The organism is Rania fehmarnensis (assembly GCF_056494185.1).
The window spans coordinates 388400-410973 of record NZ_CM151398.1; the positions used below are offsets into that span (position 1 = coordinate 388400).

Genomic DNA, 22574 nt, shown 5'->3' on the forward strand with positions numbered 1-22574 from the left:
CTGCAGCACTTGGATTACAATCTTGGGGGTGGCCAGGCCACATTCCATTCAGGCAGAAGGATCCCGCGCATGTCTCCTCCCAGCCAACAAATTGAGCAGCCTATCCTAGCCGAATACGAGAGCGCTAGCGACGAAGCGTTATTGATCGCTTATCGCGATACTCAGGATCGGGCGAGTTTGGAAGCGCTGGTGCGACGCTATCAGATCGAGCTATTCAGCTTCTTGCGCCGATATCTTGGTGATGATGGATTGGCTGAAGATGCGTTTCAATTGACGTTTCTCCAAGTTCACAAGAAGGCGGGGCTCTTTGATGCCAGCCGACGCTTTCGACCATGGCTCTATGGAGTGGCGACCAATCAAGCCATCGATTTGAAACGCCGCGAAAAGCGTCGTCGTCACAAGAGCCTGGATACAACCGGCTCGTATAATGACTTACGCGAGACGACCCATGCCGGTTCGCTTCCCGACCATCGCGGCAGTGTGCTGGATCCGTTGATTTGCCAGGAGCAGTCGGAGCAAATTCGCGCCGCTTTGGAGGAATTGGGCGAGCCGGGCCGCAGTGCGGTTGAGCTGGTTTATTTGCAAGGTCTCCAATACCGTGACGCGGCAGACATTCTGGATGTCCCGGTCGGTACGGTAAAAAGTCGCGTTCACACGGCCATCCGCAAACTCGCCGATATCTGGAAACGTACTGTCAAGAGTGCAGATCAATTCTGAGCCAGATTCAAGCTTGTTTTTTGCTTGTGCTACTTCATCGAGCGAAAGAACTTGGGAGTGGTGAGGCTCGGCAGAGCTAGTGCGACGCGCATCCGACCGCTAAAGTCCGTCCAAATTTCTTATGAACATTCGAGACGAAGAACTAATCGACTATTTGCTTGACCAAGGCAATGCTGAGCTGGTTCGTCGAGTGGAGGCTGCACTTGGGTCCGATCCGGGGGTGGCCGAACGTTTACACGAATTGCGGGCGGCGCTGGGCATGTTGGACTCGCTGCAGTCTTCCATAGAGCCGCCGAGCGATTTACTTTCGCGCACCATGAACTTTATCGACTACGCCGCTGCGACACCGCCGCTTGAGCCGGTTGGGGGCACGGGAGCCAGTCCTGCGGGAAAACATCCGGAGGGGGCTGATAGGAACTATGTGCGACTGCGCCCTAGCGATGTGGGGCTGCAAGGGCGTTCGCGCCGCAGCGTCTGGGACTCGGCGTTTCTCACTGTGTCGGTCGCGGCCATGGCTTGCTTGATGTTGCCACTGATGCTCCAAGGCCGCTCGCTCAGTCGCCAGAATCAGTGCGCCAATAACCTCCGCATGTTGGGTCATGACCTGACGCAACTAGCCATGCTGGACAATGAGCATCGTTTCCCTGCCATACCCTGGGCGGGCAACGAGAGTTTTGCTGGCCGATTTGTGTTGAAGTTGCGAGATAGAGGCTTGTTGGAATCGTCGGGGCTATTGCATTGCATTAGCATCCCCGGCAGCGACTCGGCCGGGCCACGCATTATTTGTATTCCAACGACCAAAATGTTTCTCGATGCCGATACAGTGCAGCAAGCACTGTGGCGCAATCAAATTGGTGGCGACTATGCCTACAATTTCGGCGTGATTGAAAATGATCGCATTGTGGGCCCTAAGCTGGAAGGCCGCACGCACTTCGCCATCCTGGCCGATGCGCCTCAGATCGAAGCGGATCGCGATGTGTTTTATGCTCATGAAGGGCGCGGAATCAACATTTATTACGAAGACGGTCACGTAGGCTTCTCAAATCTGCCGCACTGCCAGTCGGCACATGATGAAACCAGCCTGATTCGCGAAGACCAATCCAAGTGCAGTCGCAAAGCAGTTGTACGTGCATCGGAATGGTCAGCTGCACAAGACTATCCCTTCCGTAACGTAGCCGGCCAGCTGACCTATGGTCTTCAGCCAAACGATGCCGCGCTCGGCTCGAGTTCTTCAGTGCCCAAGGCACGCTAAGGCACAACCTGTGTCAATTCGGGTTATCATAGTCAGCCTCATCGCCTGTGACTGTTTGATGTTGCCTTGAAAGCCATTTTGATGAAGAAGCGTATCGCGGTTGTAGCTGGCACTCGGCCTGAGTGTATCAAGATGGCTCCGGTCTATTTCGAGCTCCAGCGTAGCCAAACTTTGGAGCCGATTTTTTTAGCCACTGCTCAGCATCGTCAGATGCTCGATCAGACTTTGAAGGTCTTCGATATTCAACCCGAGTTCGATTTGAATCTGATGCAGCCTGGGCAATCGCTGCCGGAGTTAACTTCGCGCGTCATAACCGCGGTGTCGCAGTGGTGCCAAGAGGTCAAACCCGATGCTTTGCTGGTGCAAGGTGACACGACGACGGTCTTGGCTTCGGCGCTGGCCGCTTTTTATCAAGACATCCCGGTCGGTCATGTCGAAGCGGGACTACGAACTGGCAACATGCGTTCGCCATTTCCAGAGGAGATGAATCGACGGCTGACTAGTCCAATGGCCAAATGGCACTTTTGCCCGACGGACATTAGTCGTGAGAATTTGGTCAACGAAGCGATTAACGTTCAAGACATTCATATCACCGGCAACACGGTGGTCGATGCGCTGCTGTGGGTCCGAGATCGCTTGGATTCCATTGGTGTAACTGCTAGCAGCCTTGCATTGGCCACGGGCATACCGGCTGCGTTTGCGGAGCGTTTTCTCGAGTCCGACCAGCGTTGGATTCTAGTCACTGGTCATCGTCGCGAATCGTTTGGTGGTGGCTTTGAACGTATATGTCAAGCGTTGGCCGAATTGGCTGAGCGTTATCCGGATGTAGGTATCTTGTATCCAGTGCATCTGAATCCCAACGTGCGTGAACCGGTGCATCGTTGGCTGGGTTCGCGATCCACCATAGCGCTCATTGAACCGGTTGACTATGTTCAGTTTGTCTGGCTGATGAACCGGTGTAGTTTCTTGATCAGCGATTCTGGTGGTGTACAAGAAGAGGCACCGTCGTTGGGCAAGCCCGTCTTGGTAATGCGCGACACGACTGAACGCCCCGAAGGTATTGCCGCCGGCACCTGCCGCCTGGTCGGCACCGATCCCGAGCGGATCATTGCCGAAGCCGCTTTGCTCCTGGATGACACGCAAGAGTACGCTCGCCGCTCAGCCCTAGCCAATCCCTACGGCGACGGCTTGGCCGCCCAGCGCATCCGCCACGTGCTGGAGGCCTAAGTCCTCAGCAATCGTAGAGCGGCTGTCCCTAGCCGCCCGCACCAACCTTGGAGTGCGGTGCCTCGGCACCGCTTTGATGTCCTAATCAAACTCCAAACGCAGCCCGTTTTGCCTTGTAAGCTAGCACTACCATGCGCCCAGGCTCTGTCCCCGATCGAGTGCGGGGACAGACCACGTACTTCGGACCCGCGTGCGAACGCGCCGGTGCTCTGTCCCCAGGCGCGCCGGGGGACATACACCTCGGTGTCGTGGTGGCGGCCAAAGCTATCATTGCTTGCGTCGGATTCAACGGTGGTCTGTCCCTGGGGGAAACCAGGTTTGAAGACGCTTGCCCAGAGGGTGCGGAGCGGCTGGGGACAGCCGCTCTACGGTTCGGGGACAGACCACGTACTATGGTACCGCGCGCGTGCTGTGTCCCCGGGTGCGACGGGGGACATAAACATCGGATCGTGGTGGTGACCAACGCTATCATTACTGGCGACGGAGTCGCCGGTGGTCTGTCCCTGGGGGAAACCAGGTTTGAAGACGCTTGCCCAGGGGTGCGGAGCGGCTGGGGACAGCCGCTCTACGGTTCGGGGACAGACCACGTACTATGGTACCGCGCGCGTGCTGTGTCCCCGGGTGCGACGGGGGACATAAACGGATCGTGAACGGATCGTGGTGGTGACCAAAGCTATCATCACTGGCGACTGAGTCGCCGGTGGTCTGTCCCTCGGGGGATCCAGGTTTGAAGACGCTTGCTCAGAGGGTGCGGAGCGGCTGGGGACAGCCGCTCTACGGCCTAGGCGGCTCGACGTTCGTTTTCCTGCTGCAAGCGTTTCAGACGTTTGCGCTCAGCTTTGCTCAGGCCGCGCGCGTTGTCGCTGTCTTGCTCGTCGGATTGCGCGTGGTCGGGCCGTGAGCTGCTGGTACTTGGAAGTGGTCGCGATTGATTGATACTGGGTACAGAGTTGGACCCTTCACGCGCCGACTCGGATGATTCCCCTGGGGGTGGCAAACGGAAACTGGGTAGCTTCAGCTTGGGCAAACGCGCTTTGGGCAACGACATTTTCGGCAGACTAGGTCTGGGCAGTTTCAACCACGAGCGCTTGCTCTTGGTCTCTTCGCCTTGACCTTCGCCTTGATCTTCGCTCTGTTGACGCTTGGCTTCTTTGGTGGCTTTTCGTTCGGCTACGGCTTGGTCGTTGCCTTTGCGCGACCAGGCAAAACGTTCCTTTAACGAACGTTTAGTCTTCGGCGAACTGGGCTGGTTTGGCTCGACCGTTCGCTCCGTTTTGGTTGACTGTTCCGCGGACTCTGTTCTACGTTTTCCAAACCAACCTCCCGACTTCTTGCCATATTCGCGGTCCAGCTGCGAGGCTTCATCGGAATCATCGCCGTCAACTAAGTTGTTCGAAGAACCAGGTGCCTTGGCAGCAGGTGGACGCAAGGTGAGTTTACCCAGTCCTAAACCCCAGCCGCGCTTGCCCGGTGTCGAGGGTTCATTCTCCGCACCAGCAGCAGATTGAGGTTTGGTGCTTTGCCCGGAGTTGGCCGCAGAGTTCGACCTCGCCGGCATCGCCGAATTCGCAGCCGTGGTCGATCGCTCGGTATCGGGGCGACGAGTAACTGTTTCTTGGCGGTCATCATCAACTTGACTGTCCGGCTGAACAGGTCGTTTCTTTCTGCGCGTACTCGTCTTTTGTTCTTCATCGACTTCATCCAGCTGCTGTTTGCCGTTGCCAAAGCCGAAGCGTGGCATCGTGGGCATAGCAGGCATGGATTCACGCAGACGCTGTTGCCACGGCACTGCGTTGGCTGAAGTGAGAGCACGACTAAGGAACCGCTTTTGAGCTTCCATAAAAGTCGCGCGCAGAAAATACAAACTGCACAGCCAAATCGACGTCAATCCACCCAGCCACAACGACGCGCGCAGCCACGAGCGAACCGGCTGCGACATATCGAGCTGCAAGAGACTTTGGCTGAGCGCGGCACTGCCAGCCCAACAAACCAAGCCCACTAACCACAAGACCAGGCTAGTCGGAACCGACTTCAGTTCGGTGCACAATCGCAAACCCAACATGCCAATCAGCGTGGCCAGCGTCGCTTGGACAATGGCCCCACCGCTCCAACCTACATGCAATTGGCTCCACCGGTCTAGGGCCGCGCCGAAGAGTTCCGTCAAACGCGTCGTCGAATCAATACTGCCGATGATGCACGTAAACACTAGCCAAAACCAAAGTCGATATTCGCCATCGTAGTCGTCGAGTTTGTGCTTGCGCAGACGAAAAGTTAACACGGTCGACGCCAAACATAACAACCACAAATGGCTGCTCAGCCAGGCGGCCAGTGACCGCGGGCTATTGGCATTCAGGAGTGCACTCATCGGATGGCCCGACCAGTCCAACGTCCCGGTTACAAAAACCAAATAATGCAGGACAGCCAACGTGACCGGAATGAATAGGCTGGCCGCCACTGCACCGGTCAAGCTGAGTTTGCGGACTGGGATAAACTGCACCAGTCGATGTTGGCACGCGCGGCGCACACTATGACTGTAAGCGACGCCACGTTCCCTCTTGGTCAGCTCAGGCAATTCGGCATTGCGCGTCGTGCGCGAGGGCGAGACTCGACCTTCATCAGACCCATCGCTGACAACGCTCAAGCTTTCACGGATGGTGCGCCGCCGACGATCCATCCGTGGATTTCTCGACAACGGCATCGTGAAAAACTCCAATTAGGCGAAAGATGCAAACAGAAGACCAGAGGATACGCCAGCATGAACTGCGAAGAGTCTGAAATTCTGCCCTTGGCGTCAAGATCGGTTATGGCGCAGTTAAAGAAGTTGCATGGGATAAATCGTTTAACCCGTCGGCCGCAGGTTGAAATTGGTTAGCGGGTGCGCCTCGCCTGGCGGCTACGGGTTAAACGAGATAACTCGCCTGCCAACTCAAACCCAGCGTCAAACCCAGCGTCATTCCCAGCGTCAAGTGCAGCGTCAAGTGGCTGCGTCTGTGCCACCTAAACTAGTTTTGCTAGCGCGATCACTAAAGCTATGGCAATTTCGTCCAGCTTCGGTCCAGGGTCGAACTCAGCGTGGTCGATGCTCGATCAAAGCCGACTGCGCCAGGCCTTCGATCCCTGATGAGCTGCATAAACTAATGGTGCCAACTTCCTCGAACATGCCTGATATCCAGGCTGGTCACTCATCCGGACCGGCGCCGACGGTGCCTGGGCAGCCCCACGCCCAGCCCACAGCGGCTCAAGTCCCGTCCGGCCCACCAATGGCCAGCGGTGCTGGTTCTATGCCCAGCGCCCCACTGCGCTCGCAGACCACTGATGCTCTGCCACCGGATATGGAGATGCGCATGGCTCGCTCGCGGCTGGGCATTGTGTATGGCTTGTACCTGGCCCTGCGCGCCAAACATCCGCCCACAGCCATGCACTCTTTGCGTGTCGCCCTTAGCTGTTCCAAGTGGGCCGAGGCGCGGCAAATGCCCGAGCACCAACGCGATATGTTGGAAGTAGCCGCACTGTTGCACGACCTGGGCAAGCTCGGCATTCCGGATCGCGTCCTGCAAAAGAACTCCCAATTAGTCGGCGATGAGCAGGCGCTGATGGAGTTGCACATTCAAGTCGGCTTGGAACTGCTACGCGGCGCGGGCGCATCGCAAGAGATGCTTAGTATCATCGGCAACTATCGTCAGTGGTTCCGCATGCCAGGCGCAACGGAACAAGAGCAGCAAGAACTGCCGTTGGCCAGTCGCATGATTGCCATCGTCGACGCCTTTGATTCGATGACCAGCGAACAAGTCTTCCGCCGCGCGCTCAGTCGCGAACGAGCGGTGGCCGAACTGTTCGAATGCGCCGGCACTCAATTCGACCCGAGCCTCGTCAAAGAATTCGGATTGTTGATTACCCAGCCTGCGCCTCAACTGGAAGCGCTGCTAGTGCGCCGTTGGTTGAGTGATCTGCGTCCGCAAGCCACGCCGGGCTTCTGGGAAAACGATACTCCGGTCAGCTCCGGGGCCGTGCAAACGATGGTCGATACGCTCTACCATCGTCAATTGTTGGAAGCCATGAACGATGCGGCAGTTTATGTCGACTGCGGTGGCCGCATTTTGCATTGGAATCGAGCCGCCGAGCGCATGACTGGTCAAAACGCTTCGGCCGTCATGCACAGTATTTGGTCCGCGGACATTATGGGGCTGCGCGATGAGTCGAGCAATCCGTTGACGGCCGAACAGTGTCCTATGAAAGATGTATTCAACAATCGCGTGCATACAGCCCGTCGACTGGAAGTCTCGCATCGCGATGGTCGCGTATTCAAAGTCAATCTACAAGCCTTACCAGTCATCAACAATCGTCGTGAATTTTGCGGAGCCATTCTGCTGGTTCGCGACGCCAGCGCGCAGGTCAGTTTGGAAGAGCGTGTGCAAACGTTACACGAAAAAGCCACGCGTGATCCGCTGACCGGAGTCAACAATCGCGCAGAACTCGATCGACGCCTGGCCGAATTTGTGCCCGCCAGATTGGACTTGGGACTGCCCGGCAGCTTGATTATCTGCGACATCGATCACTTCAAACGCATCAATGATACGCACGGTCACCAGGCCGGTGACGAAGCGCTCATTGTGTTTGCCAGCGTACTGTGCGAACATGCGCGCGAATCGGACATGGTGGGTCGTTATGGTGGCGAAGAGTTTGTGGTGCTGTGCGCCGACTGCGATAACGCTACCGCAACTGCTCGCGCCGAAGAGATACGCCGCGCCGTGGAACATCGCTCGCTGCCCTCGCTGCGTGGTCAAAGCATGACAGCCAGTTTTGGTGTGACTGAAGTTCAAGCCGGCGATACCGATGAGTCGTTTCTGGCTCGCGCCGACCGGGCTTTGCTACTGGCCAAAGAAACAGGTCGTAACCGAGTTGTCCAACTCGGTGCCGGTCAAACCGACTCCATTGATACCAGCGAGCAACGAGGTTGGCTGAGCTGGTTCCGAAAACGCGATGCGGGATCTTCGATAGTACAAAAAGAATTCTTGACGCCCGTGCCCGTCGACGTGGCCGTCGAGAAGCTGAGCGGCTTTATCAACGACCACAAGGCCACCATCCTGGACATCCAAGCCGATCAAGCGACTTTGCAAATCGATTGCCGCAATGGCAACCAGGCTCGTCGCCAGGCGGACCGTCCAACCCACATGATCCTCAAGATCAAGTGGGCGCAAGTGATTGTCGAAGGCCGCCAAGGCATGGATCAAACCAAAACCTGGCTGCAAATTGGTGTTGGTTCCACAAAAACTCGCGACCGCCGCATGGCTGCTTTGCTCGAGCAAGGCTCCCAAATCTTACGCAGCGTCGTCGCTTATATGGGTGCCCAGGAGCTGGACGAGAATACACGGCGCAAGATTCGCAGCGCTGACTTCGGTCCGACAAAGTAAACGCCCTCAGCCGCAGGCGTTAGCCTCGGTTGCACCACGACCCTCAGCCGCAGGCGTTAGCCTCGGTCGCACCACGACCCTCAGCCGTAGGCGTTAGCCTCGGTTGCGTCACGCCGGGCTCGTTCCGTAGCCAGCGCGTGACGGCCAGAACCAGTGGTTTCGTGTGGGCTGCGGTACGGTTGGGGTTAGGACATCAAAGCTGTGGCTGGCGACCCAGCACGCAACAGACCTGCAATTCAGTTCACAGCGCCCCCGGTTGTCAGAAGCTCGGTTTAGCCGTATCGTGCAAAGTTAACAGTTACTATCTTACTGCCCATTTCTCGCCAGGAGTTACAGCTATGCCCTACGAGCTACCCAAGCTCCCGTACGCTTACAATGCCCTCGAGCCGCACATCGATGCACAAACGATGGAGATCCATCACACCAAACATCATCAGGCTTACATCACCAAGGTCAACGAAGCCCTGGCCGGTACTGGACTGGACGGCAAGTCGGTCGAAGCGTTGATTGCCGACATGACCGTGGTGCCCGAAGACAAACGCGGCGCGGTGCGCAACAACGGTGGTGGTCACGCCAATCACTCGCTGTTTTGGACGGTGATTGGTCCAGGAGCTGGTGGCCCGCCAACCGGCGAGCTAGCTACGGCGATCGACAGTACTTTTGGCAGCTTTGACAAATTTAAAGAACTCTTCGCCACTGCGGCTACCACGCGCTTCGGCAGCGGCTGGGCTTGGCTGTATGTCGAAGGTGGCAAGTTGGCGGTCGGCTCGACGGCCAATCAAGATAGCCCGCTGATGGGCAAAGCTGTGGCGGGTATTGGCGGAACGCCCATTCTGGGGCTGGATGTTTGGGAACACGCTTACTATCTGAAGTACCAGAACCGTCGCCCAGATTACATCGGCGCATTTTGGAACCTGGTCAATTGGAATGAAGTCACCCGGCGTATGAAAGCCGCGTAATCACGTAGGCGAGATTTACAGAATTTCCAAACTTGATATTCAACCGCTAGCCGGCTTCTACGCCGGCTACATTACTATTCCAACGGTCGACATTTTTTCTTATGGTTGGTCAACAATGTCTTAGGGCCAATCGGTCAACGGTGTGTCGATTTCAGTAGGGGAAGGTTGAATTTAGCATGGATGCCAGTCAGCAATTCAAACTCGCCGATTCTATGAGCGTTACTGGTGCGAGCATTACTGGTGGGCAGCTGGACCAGTCGCTCTCCCAAGCTACTCAATGGTTGTGGGATCGCCAGGCGGCGGAGGGCTATTGGTGCGCGGTCCTGGAGGGCGATTCCATTCTGGAAAGCGAGTTGATCCTGCTGGATGCCTACCTTGGCCGGCTGGATGATCCGCGCGTAGAGCAGGCGGCTCGCGCTCTGGAGCTCAGCCAGAATGCCGATGGTGGTTGGGGCATGTATCCCGGGGCACCACTAGAGATCAGCGCCAGCGTGAAAGCTTACTTCGCGCTAAAGATATGTGGCCGCGCGGCGACGGCGCCGCACATGCTGCGAGCTCGTCAAGCTATTCGCACCGCCGGTGGTGCTGATCGCGTCAACAGCTTTACGCGTTTCTATCTCGCCTTGCTCGGCCAGATCGACTACGTCCATTGTCCTGCCGTGCCACCTGAAGCTGTATTGTTGCCCAAGTGGCTGCCCATCAATATGTATCGCATCAGCGCCTGGTCGCGCACGATGGTGGTACCACTAGCGATCATGTGGGCTCATCGCCCGGTACGGCATCTGCCCGCGCAACAGGGCATCGAAGAGTTATATGTTGACTTGCCTCATCTCTGGCCCGCCTTGCGCAGTCCGGGGCTGCCGCCAGAGCCCCAGTTCTTCTCGTGGGAAACTGTGTTTCGATGGGGCGATCGGCTGGCCAAGTTTCTCGAGAGAAATCATCTGCGTCCGCTCCGCGGGCTAGCCATGCGCAAAGCCGAGCGTTGGATGTTGGATCGCTTTGTCGATAGCGACGGACTGGGTGCGATCTTTCCACCAATCGTGTGGAGCCGTATCGCACTGGAGTGCTTAGGCTATAAAGCCGACTCGGCGGAAGTGCGTTACTGCGATGAGCAGCTGAACGTTTTGATTCTCAAGTCACCTGATGGTTCGCACTTGCGTGTCCAACCTTGCCAGTCACCAGTCTGGGATACGACCATCGCAGTTCGCGCACTGGATATGGCTGGAGTCAGCCCAGAAGATCCGCACCTGACTGCGGCCACGCAGTGGCTATTGGATAAACAAGTTACTCGCGCCGGCGATTGGTCCCAGCGCACCGATGTCGAACCGGGTGGTTGGTTCTTCGAATTTCATAACGAGTTCTACCCCGACATCGACGATACCATCATGGCCTTGATGGCGCTCAAGACACAACTCCCAAGCGATAATAGTGCCAAGACGCAGGTACAAGTGGCGCGCGTCGAGTCGATGAATGCGGCCAGGCATTGGCTGGAACGCCATGAGCACATTCGCAGTGCGGCCCAGCGCGGTGTCCAGTGGGTCTTGGCAATGCAGAATCGCGATGGCGGTTGGGGCGCCTTTGATCGAGATAACGATGCCGAGTTTCTGTGCGCCGTGCCATTTGCCGATCATAACGCTATGATCGATCCGAGCACGCCGGACATTACCGCGCGCGTGCTCGAGGCTCTGGCTGATTGGGACTATAAAGTTGGTGACCCCGCCGTCGATCGAGCTCTGAGTTATATTCGTCAAACGCAAGAAGCCGATGGCAGTTGGTTTGGCCGTTGGGGTGTGAATCATATTTATGGCACCTGGCAAGTGCTCGTCGGGATGGCTCGCATCGGTTGCTCGCTCACGGAACAAGCGATGGTACGCGGCGCTGATTGGCTTGAGTCGGTGCAACAAGACGGTGGTGGCTGGGGTGAAACGCCGGCCAGCTATGATGATCCCAGCTATCGCGGTCGTGGCCCGGTGACAGCTTCGCAAACAGCCTGGGCTCTACTGGGGTTGATCGCAGCTGGACGAGCCAATAGTTCTGCCGTGCAACGTGGTGTCCAATACTTGTTAGCAACGCAGAACTCCGTGGGCTCGTGGGATGAGACCGAATTTACTGGCACCGGCTTTCCGCGGGTGTTTTATCTTCGCTATCACATGTATCCCCATTATTTTCCCATGTTGGCCTTAGGCACTTATGCCAGAGCCAACTGGGGTGCGGACTGGAATAACTTCGCCACCACCGCGCATCGCAGCGTATGGCCTCGATTGTCTCCGCTGGCCCCGGCGGCAACCAGAGAAACAACATCTGCTATGGCAACGGACCTTCTATCTGGAGAATCGCGATGAGCGTACCAGTACGACAAACGATTGCGGTACTTACGCATGTGTGGAAGAACCGCTTGCTGGGCAACTCGCGTTATCCGTTAGTCTTGATGCTCGAACCATTGTTGCGCTGTAACCTGGCCTGCGCAGGTTGTGGCAAGATTCAGCATCCGGCTGCGGTCCTCAAGCGACATCTATCGGTCGATCAATGTTTGGACGCAGCCGAACAATGCGGCGCGCCGATCGTTTCGATTCCAGGCGGTGAACCGCTGCTGCATCCGCATATCGATCAGATTGTCCGCGGCCTGGTAAAGCTGAATCGTTTTATCTATTTGTGTACGAACGCCATCAAGCTGGAAGAATCACTACCGCTATTCACACCTTCGGCGCAGTTGGCATTTTCAGTGCATGTCGATGGTCCACGCGAATTGCATGATCGCGCCGTTTGCCGCGAGGGCATATTTGATAAAGCCATCTCGGCGATCAAAGCGGCCCGCGCGGCGGGATTCCGCGTCACCACCAACACCACCATCTTTTCGCACACGCGCACGTCAGACTTGGTCGAGCTCTTCGACACGCTATCCGGACTAGGCGTTGAAGGCATGATGGTCTCGCCCGGCTTTGCTTACGAAAAAGCCCCTGATCAACAGCACTTCATGAACGATCGGCAAGCCACTGGTTTGCTGGACGAAGTGATGCAACATCCGCATGCTAGTCGTTGGCGATTCAATCAATCGCCGCTTTATCTCCAGTTCTTGCGCGGCCGCTGGAGTATGGACTGCACGCCTTGGGGCAGTCCAACTTATAACTTGTTTGGTTGGCAAAAGCCTTGTTACTTGATTGATGAAGGTTACGCGGCTAGCTTCGGTGAATTGATGTCCACTACTAATTGGCCAGCCTATGGACATCGCTCAGGCAATTCGAAGTGCAGCCAGTGCATGACGCATTGTGGTTTTGAACCCACGGCGGTGGCACAAACTCTGTCGACCACGCGCGGCCTGGTCGGTACGATTCAGGCCATGCTGCGTCCCAACAGTTTGCCTCGCGTGCCGGCAGTGTTTGCTGAGCAAAGCAATCTCAGCCCCGCCAGCAATGACTCGTCGATGAGCAACCTGGTCAATATCAAGACTCCCGAGAAGACGCACGCTGCCTGATGATCTTGATCCAAACCGCCTTTGCTCAGGAGACGTCCGCTATTTTGCGCGCGGGCGAACCTTTGGGCAGTGTGGATGGTCTTCCTAGAATCGCCATCGCCGGCCAGCCGTGCGCTGTGCTGGAAACCGGCATCGGCCTTCCCGCAGCCAGGCGCGCGATGGAACAAGTGCTCAGTCGTATCGACCAGCCAAAGTGGGTTTTTTCGATCGGTCTAGCCGGCGCGCTAACTCCGGATTTTCGACTCGGCGATTGGGCATGGATCCAACAAGTGGGTTGCCTGGACAACAGTACGTGGCTCACTGCGCGATTAGAGTTTTTAGAATCCAATGCGCGTCGTGCCACTTTGGTCAGCCTGCAGAAGGCCGCGTTCACTGTGGCCCAAAAGCGCGCAGTAGCTGCGCAGAAGCCGGCCGCCGGGCTGTGCGATATGGAAACGTATGCGGTGGCCAGTGCCTGCCAAGAGCGACAGATTCCTTGGTTGGGAATTCGCGTCGTCAGCGACTCGTCCAGCGAAGAATTGAAAGAGTGGACCGCCATTTTGCCGGGTTTGATTGCCAAAAGACGCTGGCTGAAGCTGGTCGGCCAGCTGGTCACCCATCCTCAAGATTTACCATCCTTGGTACGCTTGGGTGTGCGAATGCACTCTCTCCAACGACAACTGACTCAATTGACCCGAGATCTCGTAGCGCATGTACGATCGGCCTGACAATCTGACGGATCTCGCCGAAGTGTTGGACAAGTGTATGCAACGCGATCGTCATCGATTGCGCAGCACATGGCAACGTCTGCACAGCCAACAACCAACCCAGTCGGCTGATCCCCAGCCACAGGTCGGTTGGCAAAATCAGTTTCAACAGTGGCAAGCCTCACTACAAGCGTCCATCGATCTGGCCCTGGAGCGTGATCGATCGGTTGGCCCGATGTCCTTCGATCCCGAATTGCCGATCACCGCTCGCCGCGCCGAGATCGCCGAACTCATTCGTAGCCGTCAAACCATTGTGTTGTGCGGTGAGACGGGTTCGGGCAAGAGTACGCAACTGCCCAAGATCTGTTTGGAGGCGGGGCTAGGTCGTCGAGGCATCATCGGTCATACGCAACCTCGCCGCCTGGCCGCGCGAGCCGTCGCGGCTCGCGTAGCTGAAGAACTCGGCACGCGCGTGGGTGATCAAGTCGGATTCAAAATTCGCTTCACCGACAAGACCGCGCCTACGACGCTGATCAAGTTGATGACCGATGGCGTGCTATTGGCTGAAACCCAGTCCGATCGCTTTCTCGATCAGTATGAAGCGATCATCATCGACGAAGCGCATGAACGTTCGCTGAACATCGACTTCTTGTTAGCGTACCTGCGGCAACTGATAGCGCGTCGTCACGATCTGAAACTGATCATCACCTCAGCCACCATCGATCCTCAGAAGTTTGCCGATCACTTTGCGGATGATCTTGGTCCAGCGCCCATTGTGGAAGTGCAGGGGAGAACCTATCCGGTCGAAATACGCTACCGCGACGTCGAAGAGGATGATGACGAAGGACCGGTGCCTGATTCACCAACCGACGGTACGCCGCTAAAAGCCCTAGCGCATGCTGTTGATGAAGTTTGTGGAGCAGGGCAGGGCGATGTGCTCGTCTTTCTGCCCACCGAACGCGACATTCGCCTGGCCGCCAAGTACCTGCGCGGTTGGTTTACCATGCAGGGGCGACAATCGCATTTCGACATTTTGCCTTTGTATGCGCGGTTGAGTGAACCAGAGCAGAATCGCATTTTTCAATCACATGCCAAGCGTCGCATCGTACTGTCGACCAACGTGGCCGAGTCGTCCTTGACCGTGCCAGGCATTCACTTTGTGATCGATACCGGCACGGTCCGCATCAGTCGTTATGCGCCGCGTCAACGTGTACAGCGGTTGCCGATCGAGGCTGTCTCGCAGGCTTCGGCGGATCAGCGCGCGGGTCGTTGCGGTCGTTTGGGACCTGGTATTTGCATTCGGTTATACGCGCAAGCCGATTACCTGGGCCGCACGCGTTACACGACACCCGAAATTCGTCGCAGCGATTTGGCCGCAGTCATCTTGCAATGCGCCACGTTGCGACTGGGTTCACTCTTGGAATTGCCACTGCTGGATCCACCTTCACCGGAAGCAGTGCGCGACGGACAGAAGACGCTGATCGAAATCGGCGCCATCAGCGACCGAGGGGATCTGACTAAGATCGGTCAACAACTCGGACGCTTGCCATGTGACCCGCGCGTCGGTCGCATGCTGTTGGCCGCTCATGAGCACAATGTTCTAGCCGATGTGCTAGTCATCGCTGCCGCCCTGGAATCGCAAGATGTGAGGTTGCGACCCCAAGGCCAACAACCCGCGGCCGACGAAGCGCACAAAGAATTTCGTGATCCCCACAGCGACTTCTTGAGCTTGTTGCGATTGTGGCATTTCTACGAACGCCTGCGAAGTTCGCTCAGTCGTTCGCGCTTGGGCAAGGCGCTCGAACAAAAGTTTCTATCGTTGCAACGCTTTCGCGAATGGGCGGATATCGTTCGTCAACTCAAGGAAATGCTGCATACGGCGGGTATGAGAATTGGATCGGCACATATCGATTTGCCGGATGTGATCTTCGAGGCCGAGCCTGCTCAGTCTATGCCGTCCAACCGACACCCCAAGCAGTCGGCTCCGAAAGTCACAGTCAAAGATCGTCCTCAAGGTTATGAAGACATTCATCAAGCACTGCTGACCGGCCTGCTGAGCGGAATTGGTCAACTCGGTGATAACCGTCAGTATCTGGGTGCCCACAATTCGAGTTTTGCACTGTGGCCCGGTTCAGGTCTGTTTCAACGCACGCCCAAATGGATCATGGTGGCCGAAGTGCTGGAGACCACCAAACGCTATGGGCGTACGGCGGCCGAGATCGATGTAGCTTGGGTCGAGAAGTTAGCAGCGCCGCTGCTTAAACATAGTTACTCCGATCCACATTGGAGTCGCAAGGCGCAAGCGGCGCTTGTCTATCGACGCAGCACTCTTTACGGTCTGCCGATTGCCGAGCGGCGCGCCGTACAGCTCGCGCCTATCGATCCCGACCTGGCTCGCAACTTCTTTATTACGCACGCACTCATTCAAGGTGAATCGCAGTGCCGTGAGAAGTTCTTGCTGCAGAATCAACAAGTACTGGCCGAACTACACGCCCTCGCTGAAAAGTCGCGTCGTCGTGAATTGCTGGTTGATCCGTTCGCTCTCGAGCAGTTCTATGCCCAGCGTTTGCCGGCTGAGGTAATTGATTTGCCATCGCTGCGCAAGTGGCTCGCTAAACATGAAAAATCTCCTACGGCGGAAGCACTGTTCCTCAAGCCAGAAGATGTGTTAGGTGGCCCGGTGCAACCGCCGCCGGCGGAGCACTTTCCAGCGCAGCTCGAGATTGGTCCCACGCGTTTACCGCTCAGCTATCGTTTCGCACCGGGTGATCCTGGCGATGGTGTGACCGTTACGCTACCGAAGGTGGCTCTGCGACAGGTCAGCGATGAAGCGCTCGGCTGGCTCGTTCCAGGTTTGTTGGAAGAAAAACTGCTCCATATCATTCGCTCGCTGCCCAAACAGTTGCGGCGCAATTTTGTACCTGCACCCGATGTGGCGCGCAAATTGGCTGCAGAGCTCTTGGCCAGTTCACGTGATATTCCGTTCTCCAGTGCCATCGCCCAAGTCATGACACGTTATGCGGGCGAGCCCGTTAAACTGTCCGACGTGCAAGCCGAGAAGTTACCCGAACACTTGCGGTTCCGCATCAATCTGGTGGACGATTCGGGGAAGGTGATTCAGTCCAGTCGCGATATCGTCCAGCTGCAATCGAAACACGCTGACACAGTGGTCGGTTTGCCACAGTCGACGCCAGCCGCGCCCTTGCCTCGCGAGTGGAACGAACGTCGTGTTACGGCGCTCGATATTCGTAATATTCCCGAATCAATTGTGGTCATGCGCGGTGGAGTCAAGGTGGCGGCCTTTCCGACTCTCGTCGATGATGGCGATGCGGTCATTATGAAACTAGTCGAAGACCGACATACATCGCAGCAGCAAAGCGTACAGGGTTGGATGCGACTGTTTGCGATCAAGTTTCGCCGCGAACTGACCAGCCAAGTCGCGCATCTGCCCGGCATTGAAAAACATGCTGTGCTCCTGGCGCGACTGGTATCGCCTGCAGTGTTGCGCGAACAGTTGCGTGATCTAATCGCCAGGATCGCCTTTATCGACAATCAAGCCCCGTTGCATGAAGTGCTTGAATACGAAGCTCGCGCGGCCGATAGCACGCGGCGCATTTCCATAGCGACTCAAGAAGTTGCATCGTGGTTACCGGGCCTGGCCGAACACTATCATGCGGTGCGATTGGCCGTTGAGTCTGCGCCAGGGCCATGGAAAGAGGTGGCTGACGATATTGCGACGCAACTGTCCGAATTGACGGCCGATCATTTCTTGAAGCGCGTGCCGTGGCCTCAGCTGAAAGAATACCCACGGTATCTGCAAGCCGCTCGCATGCGTTGGGAGAAGTTGCGCAGCGGCGGTGTACCGAAGGATCGCAAGCAGCGTGAGTCGGTCGATCGGCTATTGAATCGCTATCGCGAAGTTTTGCAAGCCGAGCCGGCTCACGCGCCAGCCTTGTCGGAGGTGCGTATCTTGATCGAAGAGCTGCGTGTCTCCATCTTTGCCCAACAGTTAGGTACTCGACAAAGCGTGAGCGTAAAGCGTATCGAAGAGCGACTCTCTTAGTAGTAGAGCGGCTGTCCCCAGCCGCTCGGCACCCTCCAACTCAATCCTCGACCGACCGGTTGTTTAATCATCTTTTAAACGCAGAGTGCGCAGAGCCCGCGGAGGAAATGCCGAGGGCCACAGCTTTCAATTACCATCTGTTATAGGGAGCCCTTTCAAGGCCTGCTCTTCTCCGCGATCCTCTGCGTCTCTGCGTTTTGAAAAGGCGCACCAAGGCACCCTCTAACCGTTTGCAAGCTCTTGCAAAGCAGCCAAATCACCACTTCCGCCCTTCGCTACAGGTGAGCAACGCCCTCCCCAGCAACGCAAGCCAGTCAATTTAGTCAAACTTTGCCGTCATCTTGTAACGCTATTGCATACTGTGCAGCTCAGGCAGACTTATCTTCTTGCCCATACTTTGACGATGACAACGGTGGCCGAGTCGTTTTCGTCAAAGGTGGAACATGCTTTCTAAGTACCGTAGATTACAACAGCTTGTGATAGCACTGGCTGTAAGCGTCGGTAGTTTTGCAAGCGCCCAGGATTTTCAACTCAACCCGTACGCGCCAATACCCGAGGTGCCCAGCCAGGTACCGGCCATGGCCAGTCCGATGCAGTCGGCCACTCAGCCGGTCGTGGATCCATCGTACGGAACACCCTACTACGATGCGACGATGATGCAATCGCCGCAGGGGTCAGCGGTGCCCTATGTTCCGCTCCCTCAAACTTCGCCCGCGGTTCTCGAGCGACTGAGTAAGATTGAGCAGAAATTAGATGCCGCTGCGGCTGAAAAAAGCAAGCTTCCCAAGATCACCATGAGTGGTGTGTTCCAGGCTGATGGGGTGTGGTTCAACCAATCGGATACATCGCGAGATCAATTTGGCAGTATCGAAAGCGGTGCAGACTTCCGTCGCGCTCGTCTCGGTGCCAAGGCGAATGTGACCGAATCGATGGACGCCTTCATGCAGATGGACTTCGGTTTCTTTGGCCGACCTACATTTACCGACGTGTGGGTAGAACAAAAAAACGTGCCCATCTTGGGGACCGTGCGCGCCGGTCAATGGAAGCAGCCATTCAGTTTGGAAGTTGTCAGTAGCTTTCGATATACGACCTTTATGGAACGCTCGTCGTTGTTTCAACCATTCACGCCGTTCCGTCACTTGGGTGTTGGTTTCTACAACCATTCAGAGAATTTGAATACTACCTGGGCAGCCTCGTGCTTTCGCACCGGGCAAGATCAGTTTGGCAGTTCGCTTAGTACCGATGGCGGCAACGGTGTTTCGGCTCGGTTGACTCAACTACTGTGGTACTACGGCCAGCATGGTGAAGACTATTTGCATCTCGGTAGTGGTTACTTTCTGAATTCACCGCCACGCGATGCAGCTCGCTTCCGTTCGATTCCTGAAATGTTTGTGGGAGAGTTTGCTCCCGGCGCGGTTGGGACTAGTGGGCAAGCGGTACCAGGCGCACTGAACGGAACGCCGTTCTTTGTCGATACCGGCGCGATTAATGGTGTATCCAACATCAACACGTTTGGACTGGAGAGCTTGTGGGTTCGCGGTCCGCTGTCGGTTCAGAGCGAAGCCATGGCTGCATCAGTCAATATGCCTGGACGCAATGCGTTGCTGCGCGGCGCTTACACGCAAGTTGGTTACTTTATAACTGGCGAACATCGGCCATATGATCGCCAGGCCGGTGCGATCGATCGTGTGATGCCCTTCAATAGCGTCGGTTGTGGCGGCCGGGGCGCCTGGGAAGTGGCCCTGCGCTATTCAACGATCGATTTGAGCGATGAAGCCATCGATGGTGGCAACATGGACAACTGGACCGCCGGTATCAACTGGTACATCAACCCCTACTGCAAGTGGGTCTTCAATTACATAAACGCCCAGGTCGATGGCCGCGACTACTTTCCGACTACCGTGCCCGGCACCCTCATCGGCAGCTCGAGCCACATCTATGGCACTCGAGTTCAGATCGACTTCTAGCGCCTAAACCGACGGCGTTAGCTGCGGTTATTGAACGTTCTCGTAGTTGGTGTAGTAATCGGGGCTAACGCCCACGGTTTAGGAACCGGCCGCGGTTGCTGAGCAACGTTAGGCCCGGCAATCGGTTAACGCACCCGTATCTCAACGGTTACAATAACTGCTAGAAAGTTTTGCTTGCTATTGGCATAGGCAATTAGGGATCGGAGACAGATGCGACTTCGGCAGTGGTTACTGTGCGGTGCGTTGACACTTTGGGGGTGCTGGACCGCGCGGGCGGATGACCAGCCTCCGGCAGTGCCGGTTGCGCCTCAATCCAAAATCGATCAGATCAAGGTCGACTTGGCCAAGGTTGACCGCTGGCTCAACGAATTGCCCTTACCGGCTCAGCGGGGTTACGCCCATCTGACTCAATCCGCGTATGTGCCGGCCGATTTGGATGACGAGGTTTTCGATGAGCTCGTTAGTCGCGCCAAATCGAAGCCTCACATCCTTCAGCCCGTGCAAGTTCCACCCGAACTAGACCAAGACCGCGCGCATGCGTTCGTGAAATATGGGTTGACCGAACGGCCTGGCGACGGCACGCCGCGTCCTCTGCAGTACGCGGTCGATGACGCAGGTCGCTGGGTGATGAACTGTTTTTCCTGCCACGGGGGTTCGGTCTACGGGCATACGCTGCCCGGCGCGCCTAACAACCTGTATCAGTTGCAGAGCTTGACCGAAGATTCGCGGGCCACCAAGCTTCGCTTGGGCAAACCCTTGGCGCAGATGGATATCGGTTCAGCGTTCATGCCCCTGGGTACAACTGTAGGTACAACCAATGCAGTAATGTTTGGCGTGGCACTGATGAATTATCGAGACTCTGAACTGAATGTTCAGTCATTGCGCGCCGCGCCCAAGATGGTTCACCACGATATGGATCCACCGGCCTGGTGGCTCTTCCATCGCAAGCAACGCATCTACGCTGATGGATTTGCTCAAAAGGGTGTGCGCGGTTTGATGCAGTTTATGTTGGTCCGCGAAAATGGCCCCGACAAATTCAAGCAATGGGAGAAGGATTTCGAAGACGTCTACGCTTTCATCGAAAGCGTGCGACCGCCCAAATACGCTGGGCCAATTGATGTCGCCTTGTCCGAGCGTGGCCGAAGAGTCTTTAATGACAATTGTGCCCAGTGCCACGGCACGTATGGTGAAAATTCTGTTTATCCCGAAAAGCTGATTCCCATCGACGAGATTGGCACTGACCGCGTGCGCTTGGATTCATTGACTCCGCAGCATCGTGAGCATTATGGCGAAAGCTGGTTCGCCCACTTTGGCCAACATGAGACTTGGTCTGACCCGCAAGGCTACATGGCACCGCCTCTGGATGGAATTTGGGCGTCACCACCGTATTTCCACAATGGCTCGGTGCCAACTCTCTGGCACGTACTGCATCCCGAATCGAGACCCGTGGTGTGGACTCGTACATCGCTAGCGATGGACCAGCAGCGAGTAGGTTTGCAAGTTGACCAGCTGAGCGATGTCCCCGTCGGCACTTCTACTCGCGATCGTCGGCAGTACTTCGATACTCGCAGCTTCGGCAAGAGCAACTCAGGACATGATTTCCCCAGCGCTCTCAGCGAAGACGACCGCCAAGCGGTGCTAGAGTATTTGAAGACGTTGTGATGACGGCATGGCTCTCCACTGACCTTGCGTCAGTGGAAGCACGACTGATTGGCTAGCTGAATGCATGGCTCTCCATCCGAGCTTGCCTCGGTGGAAGCACGACTGACAGGCTAGATGAATAAGCCACCGCGTCCACTGACACTCGGTCAATAGAGTGCAATATAATGGAGCGTTAAAAAAGTCGGAGGGAGCTTGTTGTGTTTACGCCCTACACAGCATTATCGCTGTCGGTTGCTTATCAGCTCAGGTGGTCACTGAGCATTTTTCCGACGACAGCGTTTGGCGAGACGATCGACTGGGTTGAAGAGTTATCGCAAGCATGCGAACCAGACGGAATTCGGGTGCTGGAAGCTACGCGCTCGGATCGCAATGTCTTATCACTACTGCTGAGTACACAACCGCACGTGATCCCCAAAGTCATTGTGCAGCGTGTTAAAGGTCGCTTGCAGTATTTGCTTCGGGGCCGCGAGCGGGTCGAGTGGCGGCGCAATTTTCGGCTCGCGACTGTGGGTGATGCGAACGCCTCCATAGTAGATACCTATGTTGCGAAGCAACTAGAGCATCATAAAATGGCGTCAGCGATGGCTCAAAGCAATCTGGCCGCTCTGCAATGGTATGACTCACGGCTGGATATAACCGAGCCGATTCAGAGTGCTCATGGCCAGTATTCACTCGGTTTGCATGTGGTACTAGTACACGCTCAGAGGTGGTGTGAAGCGGACCGTGATTTTGTGGAGCAGACTTGCAATACGATTCGCGGAGTGTTGGCGGAAAGCGATTGTCCGGCCGGCAGAATAGCTCCGTTGGCTGATCACGTTCACATCAGCTTGCGCCTGCATTACGAGATGTCGCCATCGGAGCTAGTCATTAAGGTCATGAACGAAGTCTGCGAAACTCACCAAGCTCAACGTCTATGGATGGACGGCTATTACGTTGGCACAGTCGGCGCATATGACATGGCCGCAATTAGAAAAAAGAAAGTCTGAGCTGGCTAGCCAATCAGTCGTGCTCCCACCGAGGCAAGCTCGGATGGAGAGCGATGCGTTCATCTAGCCTGTCAGTCGTGCTTCCACCGAGGCAAGCTCGGATGGAGAGCCATGCGTTTACCTAGCCTATCAGTCGTTGCTTCCACCGAGACGAGCTCGGGTGGAGAGCGAG

13 protein-coding genes are annotated in these 22574 nt (G+C 56.3%); 12 read left to right on the top strand and 1 reads right to left on the bottom strand.

Annotated elements, in window-relative coordinates:
* Window positions 1-69: 69 nt before the first annotated feature.
* From SH573x_RS01420 to wecB, 3 genes are all read left to right on the top strand, one after another.
* Window positions 70-717, top strand: a complete 648-nt coding sequence (locus SH573x_RS01420) for an RNA polymerase sigma factor (protein ID WP_479352507.1) — start codon at window positions 70-72, stop codon at window positions 715-717.
* A gap of 121 nt (window positions 718-838) precedes the next feature.
* Window positions 839-1969 (top strand): anti-sigma factor family protein, encoded by a 1131-nt coding sequence (locus tag SH573x_RS01425; protein WP_479352508.1) that lies wholly within the window; start codon window positions 839-841, stop codon window positions 1967-1969.
* Between the two features lie 81 nt (window positions 1970-2050).
* On the top strand, window positions 2051-3196 hold the full coding sequence (gene wecB / locus SH573x_RS01430; RefSeq protein WP_479352509.1) for a non-hydrolyzing UDP-N-acetylglucosamine 2-epimerase: 1146 nt from the start codon (window positions 2051-2053) through the stop codon (window positions 3194-3196).
* A gap of 781 nt (window positions 3197-3977) precedes the next feature.
* Here wecB and SH573x_RS01435 read toward each other — a convergent pair.
* Window positions 3978-5894 carry a hypothetical protein gene (locus SH573x_RS01435; protein WP_479352510.1) on the bottom strand — a complete coding sequence of 639 codons (1917 nt, stop codon included), beginning with the start codon at window positions 5892-5894 and terminating at the stop codon, window positions 3978-3980.
* Between the two features lie 439 nt (window positions 5895-6333).
* Here SH573x_RS01435 and SH573x_RS01440 point away from each other — a divergent pair, with 439 nt between their 5' ends.
* The 9 genes from SH573x_RS01440 (at window position 6334) to SH573x_RS01480 (ending at window position 22402) form a co-directional block, all read left to right on the top strand.
* On the top strand, window positions 6334-8607 hold the full coding sequence (locus tag SH573x_RS01440) for a bifunctional diguanylate cyclase/phosphohydrolase (RefSeq protein ID WP_479352511.1): 2274 nt from the start codon (window positions 6334-6336) through the stop codon (window positions 8605-8607).
* A 338-nt stretch (window positions 8608-8945) separates the two neighbouring features.
* Complete coding sequence (locus SH573x_RS01445) at window positions 8946-9566, top strand: superoxide dismutase (RefSeq protein ID WP_479352512.1); 621 nt, start codon at window positions 8946-8948, stop codon at window positions 9564-9566.
* A 176-nt stretch (window positions 9567-9742) separates the two neighbouring features.
* Complete coding sequence (locus tag SH573x_RS01450) at window positions 9743-11908, top strand: terpene cyclase/mutase family protein (protein ID WP_479352513.1); 2166 nt, start codon at window positions 9743-9745, stop codon at window positions 11906-11908.
* The gene (gene hpnH, locus SH573x_RS01455) at window positions 11905-13038 is read left to right on the top strand and encodes an adenosyl-hopene transferase HpnH (protein WP_479352514.1); all 1134 of its coding nucleotides are present in this window, start codon (window positions 11905-11907) and stop codon (window positions 13036-13038) included. The genes SH573x_RS01450 and hpnH overlap by 4 nt, the downstream gene beginning before the upstream one ends.
* Window positions 13038-13745, top strand: a complete 708-nt coding sequence (locus SH573x_RS01460) for a phosphorylase family protein (RefSeq protein ID WP_479352515.1) — start codon at window positions 13038-13040, stop codon at window positions 13743-13745. Before hpnH ends, SH573x_RS01460 begins: the two co-directional genes overlap by 1 nt.
* Window positions 13729-17787, top strand: a complete 4059-nt coding sequence (gene hrpA / locus SH573x_RS01465; RefSeq protein ID WP_479352516.1) for an ATP-dependent RNA helicase HrpA — start codon at window positions 13729-13731, stop codon at window positions 17785-17787. Before SH573x_RS01460 ends, hrpA begins: the two co-directional genes overlap by 17 nt.
* A 443-nt stretch (window positions 17788-18230) precedes the next feature.
* On the top strand, window positions 18231-19754 hold the full coding sequence (locus SH573x_RS01470; protein WP_479352517.1) for an OprO/OprP family phosphate-selective porin: 1524 nt from the start codon (window positions 18231-18233) through the stop codon (window positions 19752-19754).
* A gap of 210 nt (window positions 19755-19964) precedes the next feature.
* Window positions 19965-21416: a c-type cytochrome gene (locus tag SH573x_RS01475; protein WP_479352518.1), complete on the top strand. Its 1452-nt coding sequence runs from the start codon at window positions 19965-19967 to the stop codon at window positions 21414-21416.
* A gap of 197 nt (window positions 21417-21613) precedes the next feature.
* Window positions 21614-22402 carry a transposase gene (locus SH573x_RS01480; RefSeq protein WP_479352519.1) on the top strand — a complete coding sequence of 263 codons (789 nt, stop codon included), beginning with the start codon at window positions 21614-21616 and terminating at the stop codon, window positions 22400-22402.
* Window positions 22403-22574: the final 172 nt, after the last annotated feature.